This is a genomic window from Anaerotignum lactatifermentans (genome assembly GCF_016902535.1).
Classification (GTDB): domain Bacteria; phylum Bacillota; class Clostridia; order Lachnospirales; family Anaerotignaceae; genus Anaerotignum; species Anaerotignum lactatifermentans_A.
The window spans coordinates 25,042-40,921 of record NZ_JACSNY010000009.1; the positions used below are offsets into that span (position 1 = coordinate 25,042).

The 15,880-nt window shown below is 60.0% G+C and carries 15 protein-coding genes and 2 pseudogenes; 2 read left to right on the forward strand and 15 right to left on the reverse strand.

Features of this window, described 5'->3' with window-relative positions; translation table 11 throughout:
• Positions 1–135 precede the first annotated feature (135 nt).
• The 15 genes and pseudogenes from H9X84_RS08270 to H9X84_RS08340 all read right to left on the reverse strand — a co-directional run.
• Positions 136–1,038, reverse strand: a complete 903-nt coding sequence (locus H9X84_RS08270) for an AraC family transcriptional regulator (RefSeq protein ID WP_205133814.1) — start codon at positions 1,036–1,038, stop codon at positions 136–138.
• Between the two features lie 38 nt (positions 1,039–1,076).
• Positions 1,077–1,325, reverse strand: coding sequence for a heavy-metal-associated domain-containing protein (locus tag H9X84_RS08275; protein ID WP_205133815.1), 249 nt, complete (start codon positions 1,323–1,325; stop codon positions 1,077–1,079).
• Positions 1,326–1,454: 129 nt separating this feature from the next.
• Positions 1,455–2,123 carry a class I SAM-dependent methyltransferase gene (locus H9X84_RS08280; RefSeq protein ID WP_205133816.1) on the reverse strand — a complete coding sequence of 223 codons (669 nt, stop codon included), beginning with the start codon at positions 2,121–2,123 and terminating at the stop codon, positions 1,455–1,457.
• 492 nt (positions 2,124–2,615) lie between these two features.
• Complete coding sequence (locus tag H9X84_RS08285) at positions 2,616–2,798, reverse strand: hypothetical protein (protein WP_205133817.1); 183 nt, start codon at positions 2,796–2,798, stop codon at positions 2,616–2,618.
• Positions 2,795–4,654, reverse strand: a complete 1,860-nt coding sequence (locus tag H9X84_RS08290; protein WP_205133818.1) for an antirestriction protein ArdA — start codon at positions 4,652–4,654, stop codon at positions 2,795–2,797. The genes H9X84_RS08285 and H9X84_RS08290 overlap by 4 nt, the downstream gene beginning before the upstream one ends.
• A 12-nt stretch (positions 4,655–4,666) precedes the next feature.
• A complete protein-coding gene (locus H9X84_RS08295; RefSeq protein WP_205133819.1) occupies positions 4,667–5,194 on the reverse strand; it encodes a hypothetical protein in 528 nt (175 codons plus the stop codon).
• On the reverse strand, positions 5,184–7,280 hold the full coding sequence (locus H9X84_RS08300; protein WP_205133820.1) for a type IA DNA topoisomerase: 2,097 nt from the start codon (positions 7,278–7,280) through the stop codon (positions 5,184–5,186). The genes H9X84_RS08295 and H9X84_RS08300 overlap by 11 nt, the downstream gene beginning before the upstream one ends.
• The gene (locus tag H9X84_RS08305; RefSeq protein ID WP_330612311.1) at positions 7,277–8,173 is read right to left on the reverse strand and encodes a CD1107 family mobile element protein; all 897 of its coding nucleotides are present in this window, start codon (positions 8,171–8,173) and stop codon (positions 7,277–7,279) included. The genes H9X84_RS08300 and H9X84_RS08305 overlap by 4 nt, the downstream gene beginning before the upstream one ends.
• A 250-nt stretch (positions 8,174–8,423) precedes the next feature.
• On the reverse strand, positions 8,424–8,705 hold the full coding sequence (locus H9X84_RS08310; RefSeq protein WP_087314357.1) for a DUF4315 family protein: 282 nt from the start codon (positions 8,703–8,705) through the stop codon (positions 8,424–8,426).
• Positions 8,692–9,465 carry a phosphoadenosine phosphosulfate reductase gene (locus H9X84_RS08315; RefSeq protein ID WP_207750548.1) on the reverse strand — a complete coding sequence of 258 codons (774 nt, stop codon included), beginning with the start codon at positions 9,463–9,465 and terminating at the stop codon, positions 8,692–8,694. The genes H9X84_RS08310 and H9X84_RS08315 overlap by 14 nt, the downstream gene beginning before the upstream one ends.
• Complete coding sequence (locus H9X84_RS08320; RefSeq protein ID WP_205133822.1) at positions 9,440–9,889, reverse strand: XF1762 family protein; 450 nt, start codon at positions 9,887–9,889, stop codon at positions 9,440–9,442. Before H9X84_RS08320 ends, H9X84_RS08315 begins: the two co-directional genes overlap by 26 nt.
• Before the next feature lie 13 nt (positions 9,890–9,902).
• Positions 9,903–11,801, reverse strand: a complete 1,899-nt coding sequence (locus tag H9X84_RS08325) for a C40 family peptidase (protein WP_205133823.1) — start codon at positions 11,799–11,801, stop codon at positions 9,903–9,905.
• Positions 11,802–12,818 (reverse strand): annotated as a pseudogene (locus H9X84_RS13400) (DNA cytosine methyltransferase). It abuts the gene before it with no gap.
• Positions 12,806–13,444 (reverse strand): hypothetical protein, encoded by a 639-nt coding sequence (locus tag H9X84_RS08335; protein ID WP_205133824.1) that lies wholly within the window; start codon positions 13,442–13,444, stop codon positions 12,806–12,808. Before H9X84_RS08335 ends, H9X84_RS13400 begins: the two are co-directional and overlap by 13 nt.
• A 2-nt stretch (positions 13,445–13,446) precedes the next feature.
• A pseudogene (locus H9X84_RS08340) lies at positions 13,447–13,785 on the reverse strand (VirB4-like conjugal transfer ATPase); the annotation flags it as partial.
• 37 nt (positions 13,786–13,822) lie between these two features.
• Between H9X84_RS08340 and H9X84_RS08345 the strand changes: the two are divergent.
• Both H9X84_RS08345 and H9X84_RS08350 read left to right on the forward strand, forming a co-directional pair.
• Entirely contained in the window at positions 13,823–13,981 is a 159-nt protein-coding gene (locus tag H9X84_RS08345) for a hypothetical protein (protein ID WP_243423658.1), read from the forward strand.
• Positions 13,978–15,867 carry a C40 family peptidase gene (locus H9X84_RS08350; RefSeq protein ID WP_243423660.1) on the forward strand — a complete coding sequence of 630 codons (1,890 nt, stop codon included), beginning with the start codon at positions 13,978–13,980 and terminating at the stop codon, positions 15,865–15,867. Before H9X84_RS08345 ends, H9X84_RS08350 begins: the two co-directional genes overlap by 4 nt.
• The last annotated feature ends 13 nt before the right edge of the window (positions 15,868–15,880 follow it).

A 15,880-nucleotide genomic window follows, 5' to 3' on the forward strand; every position in this document is an offset into this window, starting at 1 on the left:
GTAATCATCACCATGACCATGCAAATCACGGCGCCCCAGGCCCAGAAGCGATGTTGTTTCATTGAAATCTCCTCCTGTCCGGAAACAAGATTTTTTATGTATCTAAGTATTATAAAGGATAAACAATGCTGTGTCTCACCGAATCGGACGATGTTGTGCCGGTTCAGACATTTTTCGATACACGGTCGGCGACATACCATACTGCCGCCGGAAGGCGGCGGAGAACTGGCTGGCACTGCTGTATCCCACTGACTGGGCTACCCCCAGCACGCTGAGGGAGGAGTCCCGCAGCAGCTCCGCCGCGCGCTCCATCCGCCGCTGCTGCAGCCAGGTGTGGACCGGCAGTCCGTACAGGCGGCGGAACCCCTCCTTGAATGTAGTTGCAGAGAGGCAGGCACGGCGGCTCAAAGTTGATATGGAGAGGGGTTCGTCCAGATTCTCCTCCATATATCGGCGGGTTTCTGCCAAGGTCCGGATCATCTCCTGATCCAGCACCGGGGCCATTTCCGCCGCTGGTTCCCCCTGGGCAGAGAGTAGATACAACAGTTCCACCGACTTCCACACGCACCAGCGTGCCCGCTCGCTCCGGGGCAAACGATCCAGGTCAGCAAAGGCCGCCTGGCTCCAGGGAGAGGGACCCTCCACGGCGCAGCCGCCCCGGCTGGCCATCCACCGCCGCACTTGCTCCGTGTTCAAGGCCAAACCGCCCAGCAGGCGGCAAATGGTTTTTAGACTCTCCCGGGCGCCCCGGGCGTCCACCGCCACCAGCACACCCTTTAAGCCGGTCTCCACTCTGGCATGGGTCAGATCAGAGATGTCGGTGAGGAGAAGCACCTGCCGGGTACCTAACCTCAGAACCGAACCATCCCGCCGGGTCAGAGTCACCATCCCGGCCAGGCAGAACAATACCTCAAAGTGCAGAGGTTCCAACCGGAGGGGCAGAGGGAATGACCTCTCGCACAGGGAGAACAGGCAGGCTCGCGCACCAGGCATCACTTGTGTCCATTCCCCCTGTTTTGACAAAAATTCTGCCAGCATCCGCTTGCCTCCTCTCCATTGATCTGTGTCTCAGATACTTATCGGCCAAACAGCCCTTTCTTGTGCCAGGATTCCTTCCAAATCTCCCCCACATCATAGCCAGTGGCGGAAATAGCCGCCTGTAAAGTCTCTTGATCCAGTTCCATTTCCGTGATTACCACAGTCTCTTTTTTACTCCGAGATGAAGTGACCTTCTTCACCGGAAATGCTTTCCGCACCGCATCGTTCACATGGCTCTCGCACATACCGCACATCATGCCGTCTACTTGGATTGTGTATTTCCACATCTTCTGTCCCTTCATTCTTCTTAAAGTCCGTTTCGCTGGTTCCAGCATATACGGTACACTTCATCAGAAGCATTCCAATGGTTGAATAGTAAGTCAAATGCTGTGCTCAGCCGCACCATTTGCCGCTTTTTATGAGATGCCACTCGGTTCTTCATTTTCCAAAAGGCTGCTGTTTTCCCGCATCGCCAGAACGCAGAGCCAATGCTTTTTTGCATTCCGATTTACGATGATCTCAGAAAAACCTGCCTCGGTGAGAAAACGGGCAAGTTGGTCTCCATCGAAGATCCTCATCCCATCAATGACAGAAAGCCACTTGCTGGCGTGGGGATCTTCTCCGTCCGACTCATTGACGATCAGAAAGATGCCGCCCGGCCGCAGAGTTCGGTACACCTCCCGGAAGCTCTCCGTAGGACCAGGCCAGAAATATACAGTTTCAAATGCGGTCACTAAATCAAATACGCCATCCTCGAAGGGAAGGCAAGACACATCTCCCTGTATGATACGGCAGCGGCTGGCTTGCAGCCCCTTGCGGTTAACACTCCTGGCCTTTTCCACAGATATTTCTGAATAGTCCAGAGCAGTAATAGTCGCAGCCGGATATTTTCGCAAAAGCGCCCGAATGTTCCGACCACCACCGCAGCCCAGTTCTGCAATCTCGGTGGGACCTGTTTCAGGCAAATGGCTAAGGCCCCAATCCGCGAGGACAGCATGGGCATGATTCATGCTGCCCACCATGCACCTGCCCAGCAATCCTTTCGGCTTGCGGGTATTGTTGAAAAAAGCCTTTAATATTCCCATAACTTCCTCCAGGAGTCGAAATTATAGTTAGCATTGACTAACCATAATTCATTATAAATCCTTTCTTGCGGAAAAGCAATATACAAGTATGCTATCATGCTATTTTCCGCTATGGGAAATGTGGAAAACGGCCGCTCCGCCGATGGAAAACAGATATTCACGGCCCGATGGAAAAACTGCCAGCTTTCCCACAGCCCGCAAATATTGTTTCCCACAGCTCCGCAGACATGGCCGTTTACGCACATTCCCACAGCGCCTGCTGCTGCGAACATCCTTCCTGTCCGATCCTGATTGAAAGAGAAAAAAGAGAACAAAAAAAGAAGTGGGAGCGTTACCCTCGGTCCAAACCGAAGGCGGCGCTCCCACTCTGTTATGGAAAAGTGTTCAAAACAGCCTCTTTGTCCCCCCTCAAATCAGAGGGAGAGGCCCACATGGGGAAATCATAAGGGCGGCTCCCGGAAAAGCCGCCACAGGCGATTTTTCAGCCCGTTTTCAACCCCTATTCCCGCATTTTTTCGAGCGTGCGGACTGGTAATGGGGACAGGCGATGAGGACTGCCCGGAAACTCTGCTTGCAGGGATGGACGCAGCCCTTGCAGAGCTTGTTATACTTGCGTCTGCCGTTCTCCCCCAGGAAGAAGGACCATTCCAGCCGCCACTTCTTGCTCCGGCTCATAGGTCGTGCTCCGGGGGCTTCTTCTGCTGAGTCTTGTCCGGGGGCTTGCGCTCGCCGCACTCCCGCTTGGCCTCCGCCAGCCGTTCCCGGATGGAGGGCTTCTTCTCCGGCGTGGTCCTGCGCGCCTCACCCTGGGCCTTCTCTAACTCCTCGCCCTTGCGACCGTTGTTCAGCACCCCGTCGATCATCCCGTAGTCGTCCTCCAGGGTCATCTCGGCGGTGCGGAGCGGGTTCTCCGGCTCCACCGGCAGGGCGATGATCTGCCCGTTCAGGCTGATGAACTGTTCCGGCTGCTTGAAGTGCTCCGTGTATTTCTGCACCTGCTCCGGGGTCAGGGAGGTGAAGGACTCCTCACCCAGCCCCACCACCAGGAAGGTGCCGGCCATGACGTCGTAAATCTCCCCATGCTCATCCCGCAGGCCCCGGTTCAGCTCCAGGCCGATCAGCTTGCCCTCATCGTTGCAGACCAGCCCCACCGGGTCAGAGAATGGATAAGCGGTGGCAATATCGCCGCCCACCTCCGCCTGTAACGAATGGAGGCCGGGGTCGATCTCCTTCACATAGGGCTCCTTCATGGGCTCCACCACCAGGACGGTCATCTTCTCCGGGGCGGCGTGCTCCTGGGCCTCCTCGCTGCGGATAGCGAAGGAACGGGAACCATTGCCCATGATGAGGTACTTCCCATCATCAGACTGATGGTGCAGACCGTACCCGGCCGCCTCCATCTGCTCCCGGCTCATATCCGTCACATAGAAGGTCCCCCTGGGGGTGCGTACCGTTTCGCTGGTCTCCCGGTCATCCGGGGAGGGCACCGTGGCCTGCCCAGCCAGCTCCGCCTCATACTCCCGGCCCGCCTGCTCCGCAAAGGCCAGCATCTCGTCCACATGGGACTTGTCCGGGTTCTGGATGGCCTCCCGGATCACCGCCGGATCAAAGTCGAGAAATTCTTCATAGCCGGTGGCGTCCTTGAACTTCTCGATCTCCGAAGGGAGATAGTCCTCCTGGGTCTGCCCCAGGGCGGCCAGCTTCTCATCCAGGGCAGAAATGCGGCCGGCCATCAGGTTTTCGTAGATCTCCTCCTTGGCCGCGTGCTCCTCCGGGTGCTCGGCGGCGTACTGCGGGTCGTGCTGGCGGAAGAACTCGTCCATATCGTAGGCGATGTCCATCGCCCACTCGGATTTTTCCTCCTCGGTCAGCTCCTTTGCGTCCTGGAAGGTCATCACCCGGTATTCCTCCGGGATGCTTCCGTGTTCGCCGTCGTAATACTCATGGAAGCTGCTCCCGGTATCCCGCACATACCCCAGGTTGGTGAACTCGCCGCCCTCCTCCAGGGCGACGTCCCGGCCGTAGGCCTCATAGTCGATGTAGTTCCGCAGATGCTCCGGCACCTGCATGGCATCCAGTTCCTCGATGTAGTAACGGCCCAGGTCGTCGTGGTCGTGGATGTCGGGGTAAATGTCGTAGCAGTCCAGGTTCTCGGTCAGGTTGATGATCTCCTGCAAGCTGCCCGAATGGTCGCCGATCTCCATCGCCGCCTGGAACTGTTCATACTCGCCCTGGCTCATCTCGTCCAGCTTGGAGGCCAGGTAGTTGAGCTCGTCCAGGCTCTCATACTCGCCCAGCTTGTCATAGAGGCCGTCCACATAGCAGTCATAGTCGGTAATGAACCACTCCTCATAGGGCTGGCCGAAGTCGTCCTTCTGCCCAATGCCGATCCGTTCAAACACCTTCTGCATCTCCTCCGGCGTGGTGGGGAACTTCACCCATTCGCCCACCAGGTCGCCCTCGTTGTACTTGCCCAGGTTGGTGATGAAGGCGGCAAAGGGATAATCTTTGTCATAGTCATAATGGGGCATAGCGACACCTCCTTACAGCTCCGGCTCAGACTTCCCCTTGTGGGGCGCCTGAGCCTTATTTTTGTTCCTGCACTCCTGTTTGCTCTGTTCCAGCCGCTCCTTGACGGAGGGCTTGCGGTCCGCCTGCTTCGCCTGGGGGCGGTCGTGCTGCCATGAATCATCCGTGGGGAACAGATACCCCCGGCTGGTGAAGCACCCCCGGTCCTCCTCCAGGGCGCGCCGGCCGAAGGGGGCGGGGTCAATGGCGGCCCGGAGGTCGTCTGTCAGGTCGATGGTCAGTTTCTCCTCCAGGTACTCCCAGCCCAGGTCCTCCAGGGTCTGGACATGGGGCTCCAGCACGAAGCAGTCCACATTTTTCTCAAATTCCAGGAACTGCTCCGCCGTAGTCAGCCGATAGGGTGACTCCTGGACAGCGGCCAGGAGGTCACGGTCCTCCTGAGAGAGGGCGGCGATGGCTTTCGCCACCGCCGCCCAATCCTCCTTGCTCATGCTCTGCTCCGCACCTCCCAGGGAAATATCCGGGATCGCCTTATCTGCCATTCAAGCCCTCTTTCCGTTTGGGGAACTCCAGTTTGAAGCGGACATACTTCTCGCCGGTATCATCCAGCACCACCACCGCGTCATAGGCGGCGCCCTTCTTTTCAGACCACATCCCCTTAACGGAGGTGCGGCCCTTCTTCAAAAGGTCGGCGGCCATCTTCTTTGTCAGCTCCTTCTTGCGGGAGGTCCAGAAACGGTCGTCCTTCCACAGCACGAAGCGGCAGGAGCGGTCGGAGCAGTAAAAATTCTTCTTGCCCTCATAGACCGGCTTGCCGCAGCGGGGGCAGAGGCCCACGGCCTCCCGCTCCGGGGCAAACAGCTTCTGGCCCTCCTCGGAGATGTGGGAATAGGTTTTCACCAGCTCCCGCGTCATGTCAGAGATCCCCGCCATAAAAGCGGCGGGGTCGCCTGCGTCCCTGGCGATGGCGGTCAGCTTCTGTTCCCACTCCGCCGTGAGCATGGGAGAGGTCAAAGTATCCGGCAGGACGGTGACCAGGTTGATCCCCTCCTTGGTGGGGATGAGGCTTTTGCCTTTGCGCTCCACAAACCCGGCCGCCACCAGCTTTTCCAGGATCGCCGCCCTGGTCGCCGGGGTGCCCAGGCCCTTGCGCTCGGCGTCCTCCGGCATCTCCTCTTTCCCGGCAGTCTCCATCGCCGCCAGGAGGGTGTCCTCCGTGTACGCCTTGGGCGGGGCGGTGAAGTGCTCGGTGACAGCGGCCTCCACCCGGTCAAAAAGTTGACCTTCGGTGAAGTCCGGCAGGGCGGCGGGTTCCGCCTCGTCCTCCGGCTGATCCTTCAGGGAGGCGCGGAAAATGCGGTCGATCTCACGCCAGCCCTCGGAGAGGATGCGCCGCTCCTTGGCGGTGAAGGTCTGTCCACCACAGTCAAAAGCGGCCGTGACTGCTTCGTACACATAGGGCTCCGCCGCCGCGCACAGCAGTTCCCGGCACACCAGCAGGAGGATATTGCGCTCGCCCACGGGCAGTTCGGATAGACTGGCCTTCTCCAGCTCCAGGGTAGGGATGATAGCGTGGTGGTCGGACACCTTCTTGTCATTCACCAGCAGGGACACATCCGGGAAGAACTCCCCGCACCCGCCAAAGGGCGGCACCTTGGCTGCCAGGTGGAGGACCGCCGAAGCGGTCTCCGCCATATCAGCGGTCAGATACCTGCTGTCCGTCCGGGGATAGGTCAGCAGCTTCTTCTCGTAGAGGGATTGCGCGTAGTCCAGCGTCTGCTTGGCCGTGTAGCCGAACAGGCGGTTGGCCTCCCGCTGCAAGGTGGTCAGGTCGTAGAGCCTGGGCGGCGCCTCTTTCTTCTGTTCACGGGTGACGGAAGTGCAGACCGCCTCCGCGCCGGCACAGGCCGCCCGCAGGGCCTCCGCCTCCTCTGGGGCAGTAATCTTCTCGGACACCGCTTCGGCCCCATCCAGGGTCAGGCGCACATGGTGGTACTTCTCCTTGCGGAACATTGTGATTTTGCTGTCCCGGTCCACCAGCATGGCAAGGGTGGGCGTCTGGACACGCCCCACATTCAGGGTGCGGTGGTATAATACCGAAAATAATCTTGTGGCGTTGATCCCGATGAGCCAGTCCGCTTTCTGGCGGCAGAGGGCAGACTGATACAGCGGGTCATACTCCGCGCCGGGGCGCAGGCCGGCAAAGCCCTCCCGGATGGCCGCGTCCTCCATCGAGGAGATCCACAGGCAGGAGAAGGGCTTCCGGCAGCCCGCCATCTCATAGACCAGCCGGAAGATGAGCTCGCCCTCCCGCCCGGCGTCGCAGGCGTTGACCAGCTCCGTCACATCCGGGCGCTCCATAAGGCGTTTCAGGTTCTGGAAGGCGTCCTCTTTGCCCTTCGCCAGCACATAGCGGAAGGGCTCCGGCAGGATGGGAAGATCGTCATACTTCCACTTCTTATAGCCGGGGTCATACCCAGCCGCGTCCATCGGGGACACCAGGTGTCCCACACACCAGGAAACGATGAACCCATTCCCTTCAAAACAGCCATCGGCCCTGGATGCGACACCCAGGGCCGACGCAACGGCTTTTGCAACACTCGGTTTCTCGCAGATCACCAGCTTCATTTCGTATCCTCCACTTCTTCCTCCGGTTCCGGCTCGTCCTCGTTGATATATTCCTCCTCATCCTCAAAATCATAGTCGTCCGGGTCGGCGCTGACCTTTGCGCCCTGCTTGGGCTTGATAAACTTGATGTAGGCGAAGGCTCCGCCGCCGCCCAGCACCACCAGCGCCAGGACCAGCGCCAGGGCGCCCATGCCCCCGGACTTCTCCGCCTCCGGCTCCGGTTCGGGTTCCGGCTCCGGCTCCGCGCCGGCGCACTCGGCCATATTCACCGCGCACACCTCGCAGGAGGTGTTCACCGCCCCGGCCTGGCATTTCTCCGTACAGGTGCAGACCGCCGGCGCCTCCTGGGCCTCGCCATCCTCCATCAGTGCCAGGAGGTCCGCCTCGTCCACCTGGTTCAGGAAGTGGACGGTCTGCGCCCCCTCGTCGTCCCGGTCGATGATGAGATAGAACACATTGCCGCCCTTGGTCTCCACGGTGATGAACTGTTTGCCGGAGGAAGCCCCGCCCAGGTCGTCGATAAGGGAGAGGTTCCCATCCGGGGTGAGGGCGGCTCCTCCTCCATCGGAGAGGCCGGAGGGGAGCAGTTCCAGCAAAGCGGAGAGGTCTGCCCCATCCAGAGAGAGGGAAAAACTGCCCGTATCCGTGATGGTCAGGTAATCGGAATGAACATAGCCCTCCCGCTCCGGCAGAAGCACCTTGACCCACTCGCCCTCGGTGCCGATGACCTCCACCTGCGCCCCGTTGGGAAGCTGGGTGAAGGCGTCATTGTCCAGCCCCGCGCCGGTGCGGACATTCAGATTGCCACCGCAGGTGGTCACGGTGCCGGTGCGCAGGGGCTCCAGCCCCTCCAGGTTGGGGGTGAACAGGATACCATCCTCGGTGACAGTCACGGTTCCCAGGCTGCCCAACAGTTCGGTGAGCTGGTCCAGGGTGTCACCGCTGGCCTCTGCATTATCGCCGCTGGCAGTATCTTCATCATCGGAAACCGTGATTTCCGGGGTCTCGTCATCCTCCGTGAGGTCTGCCTCCGTCTCGGTGTAGTAAGGTTCACCCTCCCCGCCGCCGGCAAAGGCAGGGATCGCAAAGGCCGTGGCACAGAGCGCCACGGCCAGCGCCGCCGTAAACAAGCGGATGATTGTTTTATTCTTCATACTCGGCGTCCTCCATCTCGTTCTCGCCGGGGTCAGCCGACGCCTCCGCCTCCATCATGCCCTCCGGCAGGGCGATGAGGCCGCTGGCGTATGCCTTCAGGAAGGCCGTCAGCTCCCGGTTGTCCATCTTCACCGCCTTAACCATGCGGACGATCTCCAGGTTCTCCTCCTCCACAAGCTGCGCCTCCAGAGAGCGGAGGCGCTTCTGCTGCTCAGAGATCTTCTCCTTGGTCTTTTCGATGTCTCGGCGGATTTTTTCAACAGTTGCCATGTGTGCAATTCTCCTTTCCAAACCGTTCTTTCCATGAGTAGTTGCGGCCCAGGCCCTGGACCGTTTTCAAATTGGGACGGGCGTTGTCCTCCAGCGCGATGGCCCGCCGGAACAGGTCCGGGTGGTGGTCCCGAAGCCGGATGATCTCCTCCGCCCTCATGCTGGGGCAGAAGAAACAGGAGGACTTGCCCGGCTGGGGAAGCCCCGCATCATCAATGGCCTGCTGACAAGCCCCCCGGTCCCATCCCCATTCCATCAGGGGATACCACTTGCTGTACTTGGGGTCGGCCAGATCCCCCAGCAGCACCTTGTCGCTGCGGTAGCCTTCGCCGGCGTCGTAGCCGATGAACTTGACCACCCGCTTGCCCGCCGCCCATACCTTTTGACACGGCGGATAATGGTTGCAGAACTTTTCCTGCGGCCCGATCTTGTGTTTCAGGGAACACCGCTTGAAGCCATAGGCCATAGAAGGCAAGGTGCCGCTCTGCAAACACTCCTGTTCCAAGGTCAGCCGCTTTCCGTCCCGCGTGGTCTTATACACTCTGGTAATGGGCGGCATCCCGTGGTCCTTCAGCCAGCGGTCCATGATGTCCAGGTAGGCATAGGTGTGGGGATGCTCCGCCCCAGTATCCGCAAAGAGGATCAGGTCTACCGGGATATGGTGCTGGTGCAGACCGACTAAAAGGGCGGTGCTGTTGACACCGCCCCCGTAAGAAACCATATTGATGTGTGTTTCACCTCCCGTTCCATTCTTTTTCATATCGGTATTTCATTTGTGCGGGATACAGAGGTTCGGAAGGACGGCGTTTTCCGGTCCACATCTTGCCTCCGGCCAGGCCGGCGCATTTCCAGCCTGCCGCCCGGAGACTTACGCCATTCTCCGTATCCAAAATGTAAGTGATGATTTTTCGGTATCCTATGGTCCTGGCTGCCCGCGCCGCTGCGCCGTAGAGGAAACTGCAAGCATTTTGCGTCCCATCCGTACACAGCCGGTTTACTTCGAGGGTCAGCCCGTCATCCAAATACCGGCTGACAGGCCGCCCCACGATAGCGACGCCCACAAGTTGCCCATCCACCATACAGCCCAGAGAGAACTTGTGCCCCCGCACCGGCTTATGGTGGCGGTGGTGCTCAGCGACAAAGGCATTGGCCTCGGCCAGGGATACCGGCCGTAATGTGAGCATGGCGCACCTCCCATCAGTTGTATGGAGGTCTGGCATACGCATAAAAATGAGATTGCCAGTAGCTTGTGTTCAAATTAGTGTAGGAAATCGGGTCGCCGCAGTGCAGCATCATCCCGTCCCCCACATAGATGCCCACATGGGAGATGCCGCTGGTGTCATAGGTGCCCACAAAGAACACCAAATCGCCCGGCTGGGGGTCGGATACCGGAGTGGAGATATTGTAGAGCCCCTGGGCGCCCAGCCGCCCGGTGTTACACAGGCCGGTGCGGGTCAGCACATAGCTGACAAAGCCGGAACAATCAAACGATGTCTCCGGGCTGCTCCCGCCCCACACATAGGGGTATCCCAGGTATTTCTCCGCCTCGGTGATGAGGGTGGCAAACCGCTCATCCGTCAGATACTCTGCGGGGATGTCCCAGGCCGTGGGCGGGTTCTCAATGTACTTGCCCACATACCCGGAGGACGGGAACAGGTCCGGCCGGTTGCCCAGAGTGGACATATACACGGCGTACATGGAGAGCTGGTCCTCGCCCATGATGTAGACCGGCACATGGGAGAGGTCGAAATTCTCCAGCGTGACGGTGCAGATATACCAGGTATAGGGAACCTCCACCTCGTACTCATTGCCCTCGTTGTCCGTCCTCGTTTCTGTCCGATACCTTGTTTCGGTGGTCACGGTCTCGGTGAGAATGTACTGCTTTTCAAACAGCATCTCCAGATCCCCTTGCACCTCGTCCAGGGTAAACACCCCTTCATGGAGGGCGGACAGGATGGACAGCAGCACATAGGGGTCATGCTCGATCTCGTCCAGCTCAAAGTGATACTCGTCGTAGTCGTGGGTTGCCTCATAGGTGTCCAGGTACTCTTGTAGTTCCGCCTCCATCTCACAGTAGGCGGCCTCGGCCCCGGTCAGATCCGCGTCCTCGGAGAGATAGGAGGACGCCACCAGGCCGGAAGTCCCGCCCCCGAACATAGAGGTACAGGACTGCATCAACCCCATGATGAGCATGAGGATCAAGCCGATCCCGCCCACGATGAGAAGGGTGTGCTTGTTCTTGGTGACGAAGCCGCCCAGCTTCTGGGCGATGGTCCCGCCGCCCTTCTTCGCTGCGGAGGCGGCGGTCTGGGACGCCTTGCCCGCAGCCTGGGCCGCGCCGGTCCCTGCCCGATGTGCGGCGGCATACTGCTTTTGCAGCCGCTTTTTCTGCCACAGGCGGGAGATGGGGTTACTGGATGCAAGCTGGGGATTTTCCATGACGGACTTCCGCCAGTAGAAATCGGCATTGGCTTTCACCGCTGCCTGCTCCGCCTGCTTCACATCCCGCCAGGGTTTCAGTTTCCGGTCCGCACGCGCCTGATGGAAACGCCGGCCGCCATAGCCCACGGCCTTCTCGATCTGCCGCTCCCCCAGGTGGCCGGCCTGGACGCCGGAGTTCTCGCCCTCCACCTTGCTCACCTCGCCGTGGAGGGTGGACTTGACCTCCTGCACCGGCCGGGATAAGGGATTGCCATGCTCCTTACCGGGAGGCTTTACGGGAACGGCGGCCTTTGCCGCGTCCAGCTTATCCGCCGCCTTGTCGGACTTGCGGACAGCTTTTTTCAGTTCCGGCGCCGTCTGGTCTGTCTCGGAAAACTGCAAACGGGAGGAAGGGCGGTCCCTGGCCGCCTCACCCTCCCGAAAGGTGTCGCGCCGCTTTCGCCGCGCCTTTTTCGCCTGTCGGTGTTCCCGGTGTCCCACCACCTCGTCCGCCGCCCGGTTCAATGCCCCCGCCGTTTCATCCGCAGAAGAATAATCCTGCTCCGGGGGACGGTCCGAAATATGGGTGGCTTCGCCAGTCACCAGGTTCACCGAGATGGCCCCATCACGGGTCATCTTCTGCGCCTCTTTTTCGGAGGCTTTCCATTCCTGCATTTATCCGTCACCTCCTCCGTAGGGGCAGATGCCGGCGCACGCCCCGGTCTCTATCAGGGAAATGTAGTGAAAAATGGGATAGGCCTGGGGCGGGCAGACCGCGTTGCCCAGGGTTTTCAGCCGCAGGGCCCGGTCCTTCGTGTCCTCCGTTATGCGGGGGACGTCCTCCGGCTCGCCGGCCCAGAGGATACGGCCGTCCATCCTTTCGGGAAGCCCATGAGCCATTCCACCCAATCCGGGTTCAGCGCCGCCTTCTCCGACAGGGGCTGCTCCTGGTGGATCACCTGTGCCGAAAGGTTGCTGGACGGGGACTTGCCCCGGAAGGCCGTGGGTTTCAGGGTGGAGCGGTAGCCCTCCGACGCCGCCGGCGTCAGGTAGAACACCGCCGCCGACAGGCTCAGGCTCCAGATCGTCCCGTCCCTATTCCGCTTGCGGAAGATCCCATTGTCCGACAGGTACACATCCAGGTTTGCCGCGTCCCTGCAGGTGGATTTGTCGGAGGCAAGGGGCGTGGGAAACATCAGCCGCGACGATAAAAGTTCGCTGGCGCTCATGCCACGCGCCGACGCCGCAAGCCGGAAATACGAATGGGAGAACAGCGTATCCCGCTTTTGCCAGGTCAAAAATCGTTTTGTCGAGCCCCATATTGATGAAGCCAGCAACATTTTCCCCAAGCACCCAACGGGGCCGCAGCTCGGCAATAACCCGGCACATCTCCGGCCACAGGTAGCGTTCATCCGCAAAGCCCTTCCGCTTTCCCGCGGTGGAAAAGGGCTGGCAGGGGAAGCCGCCGGAGAGGATGGTGACTGTTTCAAGTCCTGTTTTCTCAAAAAACGCCTCCTTCGTAAATGTGGTGATGTCCCGGAACTTCGGCACGTTCGGCCAGTGCCGCTCCAGGACGGAATAGGGATAGTCCGCCCATTCACACTGGCAGACGGTCTCGAACCCGGCCGCCTCCGCCGCCAGGTCCAGACCGCCGATGCCGGAGAACAGGCTTACATGGGTCAGTCGCTCCATACCTCGTCCCCTTCAAGGTCGCCCTCATCCTGGGGCTCCTCCACCACATCCTCCAGGCGGACCATGCGGTGGCGGCGGATGATGGACTCCTCCAGGATGTCCTGGGCGGCGTTGCTGTCCTCCGGGAGGCCCAGGCTGCGGTAGAGTTTTTTCAGCACCTTCTCATAGCTGCCTGCCTTTTTCTTCAGGCGGAGGAAGTCCTTCTCCGTCTCCGCCTCCGAAAGTCTGCGGGCCAGGGAGTGATAGAGAACGATCAGGTTGTAGATGTCGCCCACCAGCATACGGAAGCCATAGCCGGGGATGATGTACTCATCCTTATACTTCTTGGGCTTCGGCTCCTCCACGGGCACCGGGGTGGCCTCCGCCAGCTCCTTTGCCATAAGGTCCTTTAGGTCTTTGGGGTCGCCGAATACCAGGTAGCGGCCGGGGATGCCCCAGCCCTGGAATTTCTCCTCGGCGATCTCGCCGTAGCGCTTCGCCGCGTCCAGCACATGGAACACGTCCTCCTCGTCCTTGATCCGGCCCGCCAGGAAGGCGAGCTGGTGGAGAAGGCCGTACAGGTGGACCTCATCGTTGATATGGTTCAGATAGGTTTTACCCTCGATGACATACAGTTTGTTTTTCATATTCACGCCTCCGTTTCTGCCGCCGTGTGTTCCACCTCGCTGGGCTTGGTGGTGAGCAGTTTATAGAGTTCGGTATCCTTCGGGAAGTCATCCGCAAAGGGCAGGATGACATTGTTGAAGAACAGCAGCCCGTGGCCGGGATCGGAATTGGTCACATAGGCAAGCTGCTCCGCTGAAATGCCCAGCCGCTCCGCCAAAATCTTGCGGTCGCCGGCGGCCTGGTTGAGCATATAGATGAAATCGCTGTTTTCCAGGATGTTCTCGATCTCCGGGGAGGAGAGCAGGTCCTTGGGGTTCTGGGTCGCCCCGGTAGGCACGCCGCCCCATTTTCTAAACCGACGCATCCTCTGGCGTGCCGAGCCCGAAGGAGTCCCCCGCATGACCGAGGATACCGACAACCGGGCGTTGCGGCTGAAAACCCTGGGGAACGCAGTCTGCCCGCCCCAGGCCTATCCCATTTTCCAGTACATCGCCATGATCGAAACCGGGGCGTGTGTCAACATCTGCCCCTATGGAACAGGAGGTGACGCACCTTGAAAGAATGGAAAGCCCCCGAAAAGGAGGCGCAGAAGATGACCCGTGACGGGGCGGTATCCGTCAATCTGGTCACGGGCGAGACGACCTATCCCTCTGACCGGACGCCGGAGCAGGACCATTCCGTATCCGGCGACACGGCGGGCGCCGCTGGAAAAGCGGTGGACCGTGCGGAACTGCACCGGGAACAGGCAGCAGCCAAGAAGAAGCGCCGGAAACAGCGCAGAACCTACCGGGAGGGCGAGGCGGCAGCGGGCCGCCCATCCTCCCGATTGCAGTTTTCCGAGGCAGACCATGCCAAGCCGGAGCTGCAAGGGGCCATCCGCAAGTCGGACAAGGCGGCGGACCGGCTGGACGCGGCAAAGGCTGCTGTTCCGTCCAAACCGCCATCCCCCCAGCATACCAATCCGCTGTCCCGCCCCATCCAGGAGGCAGGCGCAGCGATCCACGGCAAGGTCCGGGAGGTGGAGCAGGAAAATTCCGGCGTCCAGTCGGGCCACCTGGGAGAACGCGGTATTGAGAAGGTTGTGGGCTACGGAAACCGCCGTGTCCAGAATTGGCGGGCGGAACGCAAACTGAAACCCTGGCGGGACGCGGCAAAGGCGGAGCAGGCGGTAGTCAAGGCCAATGCGGATTTCTACTATCGGAAAGCCGTGGCGGAGAACCCCCAGTTTGCATCCAATCCCATCTCCCGCCTGTGGCAGAAACGGAAGCTGCAAAAGCAATATGCGGCGGCATACTGGGCGGCGGGCAAGACCGCCCAGGCTGGAAAAACAGCGGAGGCCACGGCAAAGGCGGCCAAGAAAACCGCCCAGGAGTCCAAGCGAACCGCCCTTTTCCTGAAACGGCATTGGAAGGGCGCGCTGATCGTGGGCGGCATCGGCCTTCTGCTGGTGATGCTGCTGGGCTCCCTGCAATCCTGTTCCTCCATGTTCGGTGGCGGGATGTCCAACATTATGGCGTCCTCCTATCTCTCCGAGGATTCCGATATGCTGGCGGCGGAAGAATCCTACTGCGCCAAAGAGGATGAATTGCGGGAGTACCTGGACACCTACGAGGCCACCCACGACTATGATGAGTATCACTTCGACCTGGACGAGATCGAGCATGATCCCTATGTGCTGATCTCCATTCTGTCGGCGCTCCATAAAGGGGTGTTTACCATCGATCAGGCACAGGGCGACCTTCAAACCCTCTTTGATAAGCAATACATCCTCACCGAAACTGTGACCACGGAGACCCGCTATCGGACAGAGACACGGACGGACAGTGAGGGCAACACCTATACGGTTCGGGTGCCCTATACCTGGACCATCTGCACCGTCACGCTGGAAAACTTCGACCTCTCCCATGTGCCGGTCTACATGATGGGCGAGGAACAGCTTTCCTTGTACGCCACCTATATGTCCACCCTGGGCAACCGCCCCGATCTGTTCCCATCCTCCGGGTATGTGAACAAGTACATCGACAACCCGCCCACCGCCTGGGAGATTCCCGCTGAATACCTGACGGACGAGCGGTTCAACACCCTCATTACCGAGGCGGAAAAATACCTGGGTTATCCCTATGTGTGGGGCGGCAGCAGTCCCAGCACTTCTTTCGATTGCAGCGGCTTCGTTAGTTATGTGCTGACCAACAGCGGCCTGTGCAATACCGGGCGGTTGGGCGCTCAGGGGCTCTACAACATTTCCACCCCGGTATCCGACCCCCAGCCCGGCGATCTGGTGTTCTTCGTGGGCACCTACGACACCAGCGGCGTGTCCCATGTGGGCATCTATGTGGGCGACGGGATGATGCTGCATTGCGGCGACCCCATCCAGTATTCCAACCTGAACACGAGCTACTGGCAGTCCCATTTCTATGCATATGGCAGACCGCCGTACAACTGATGGAGGTGATGAA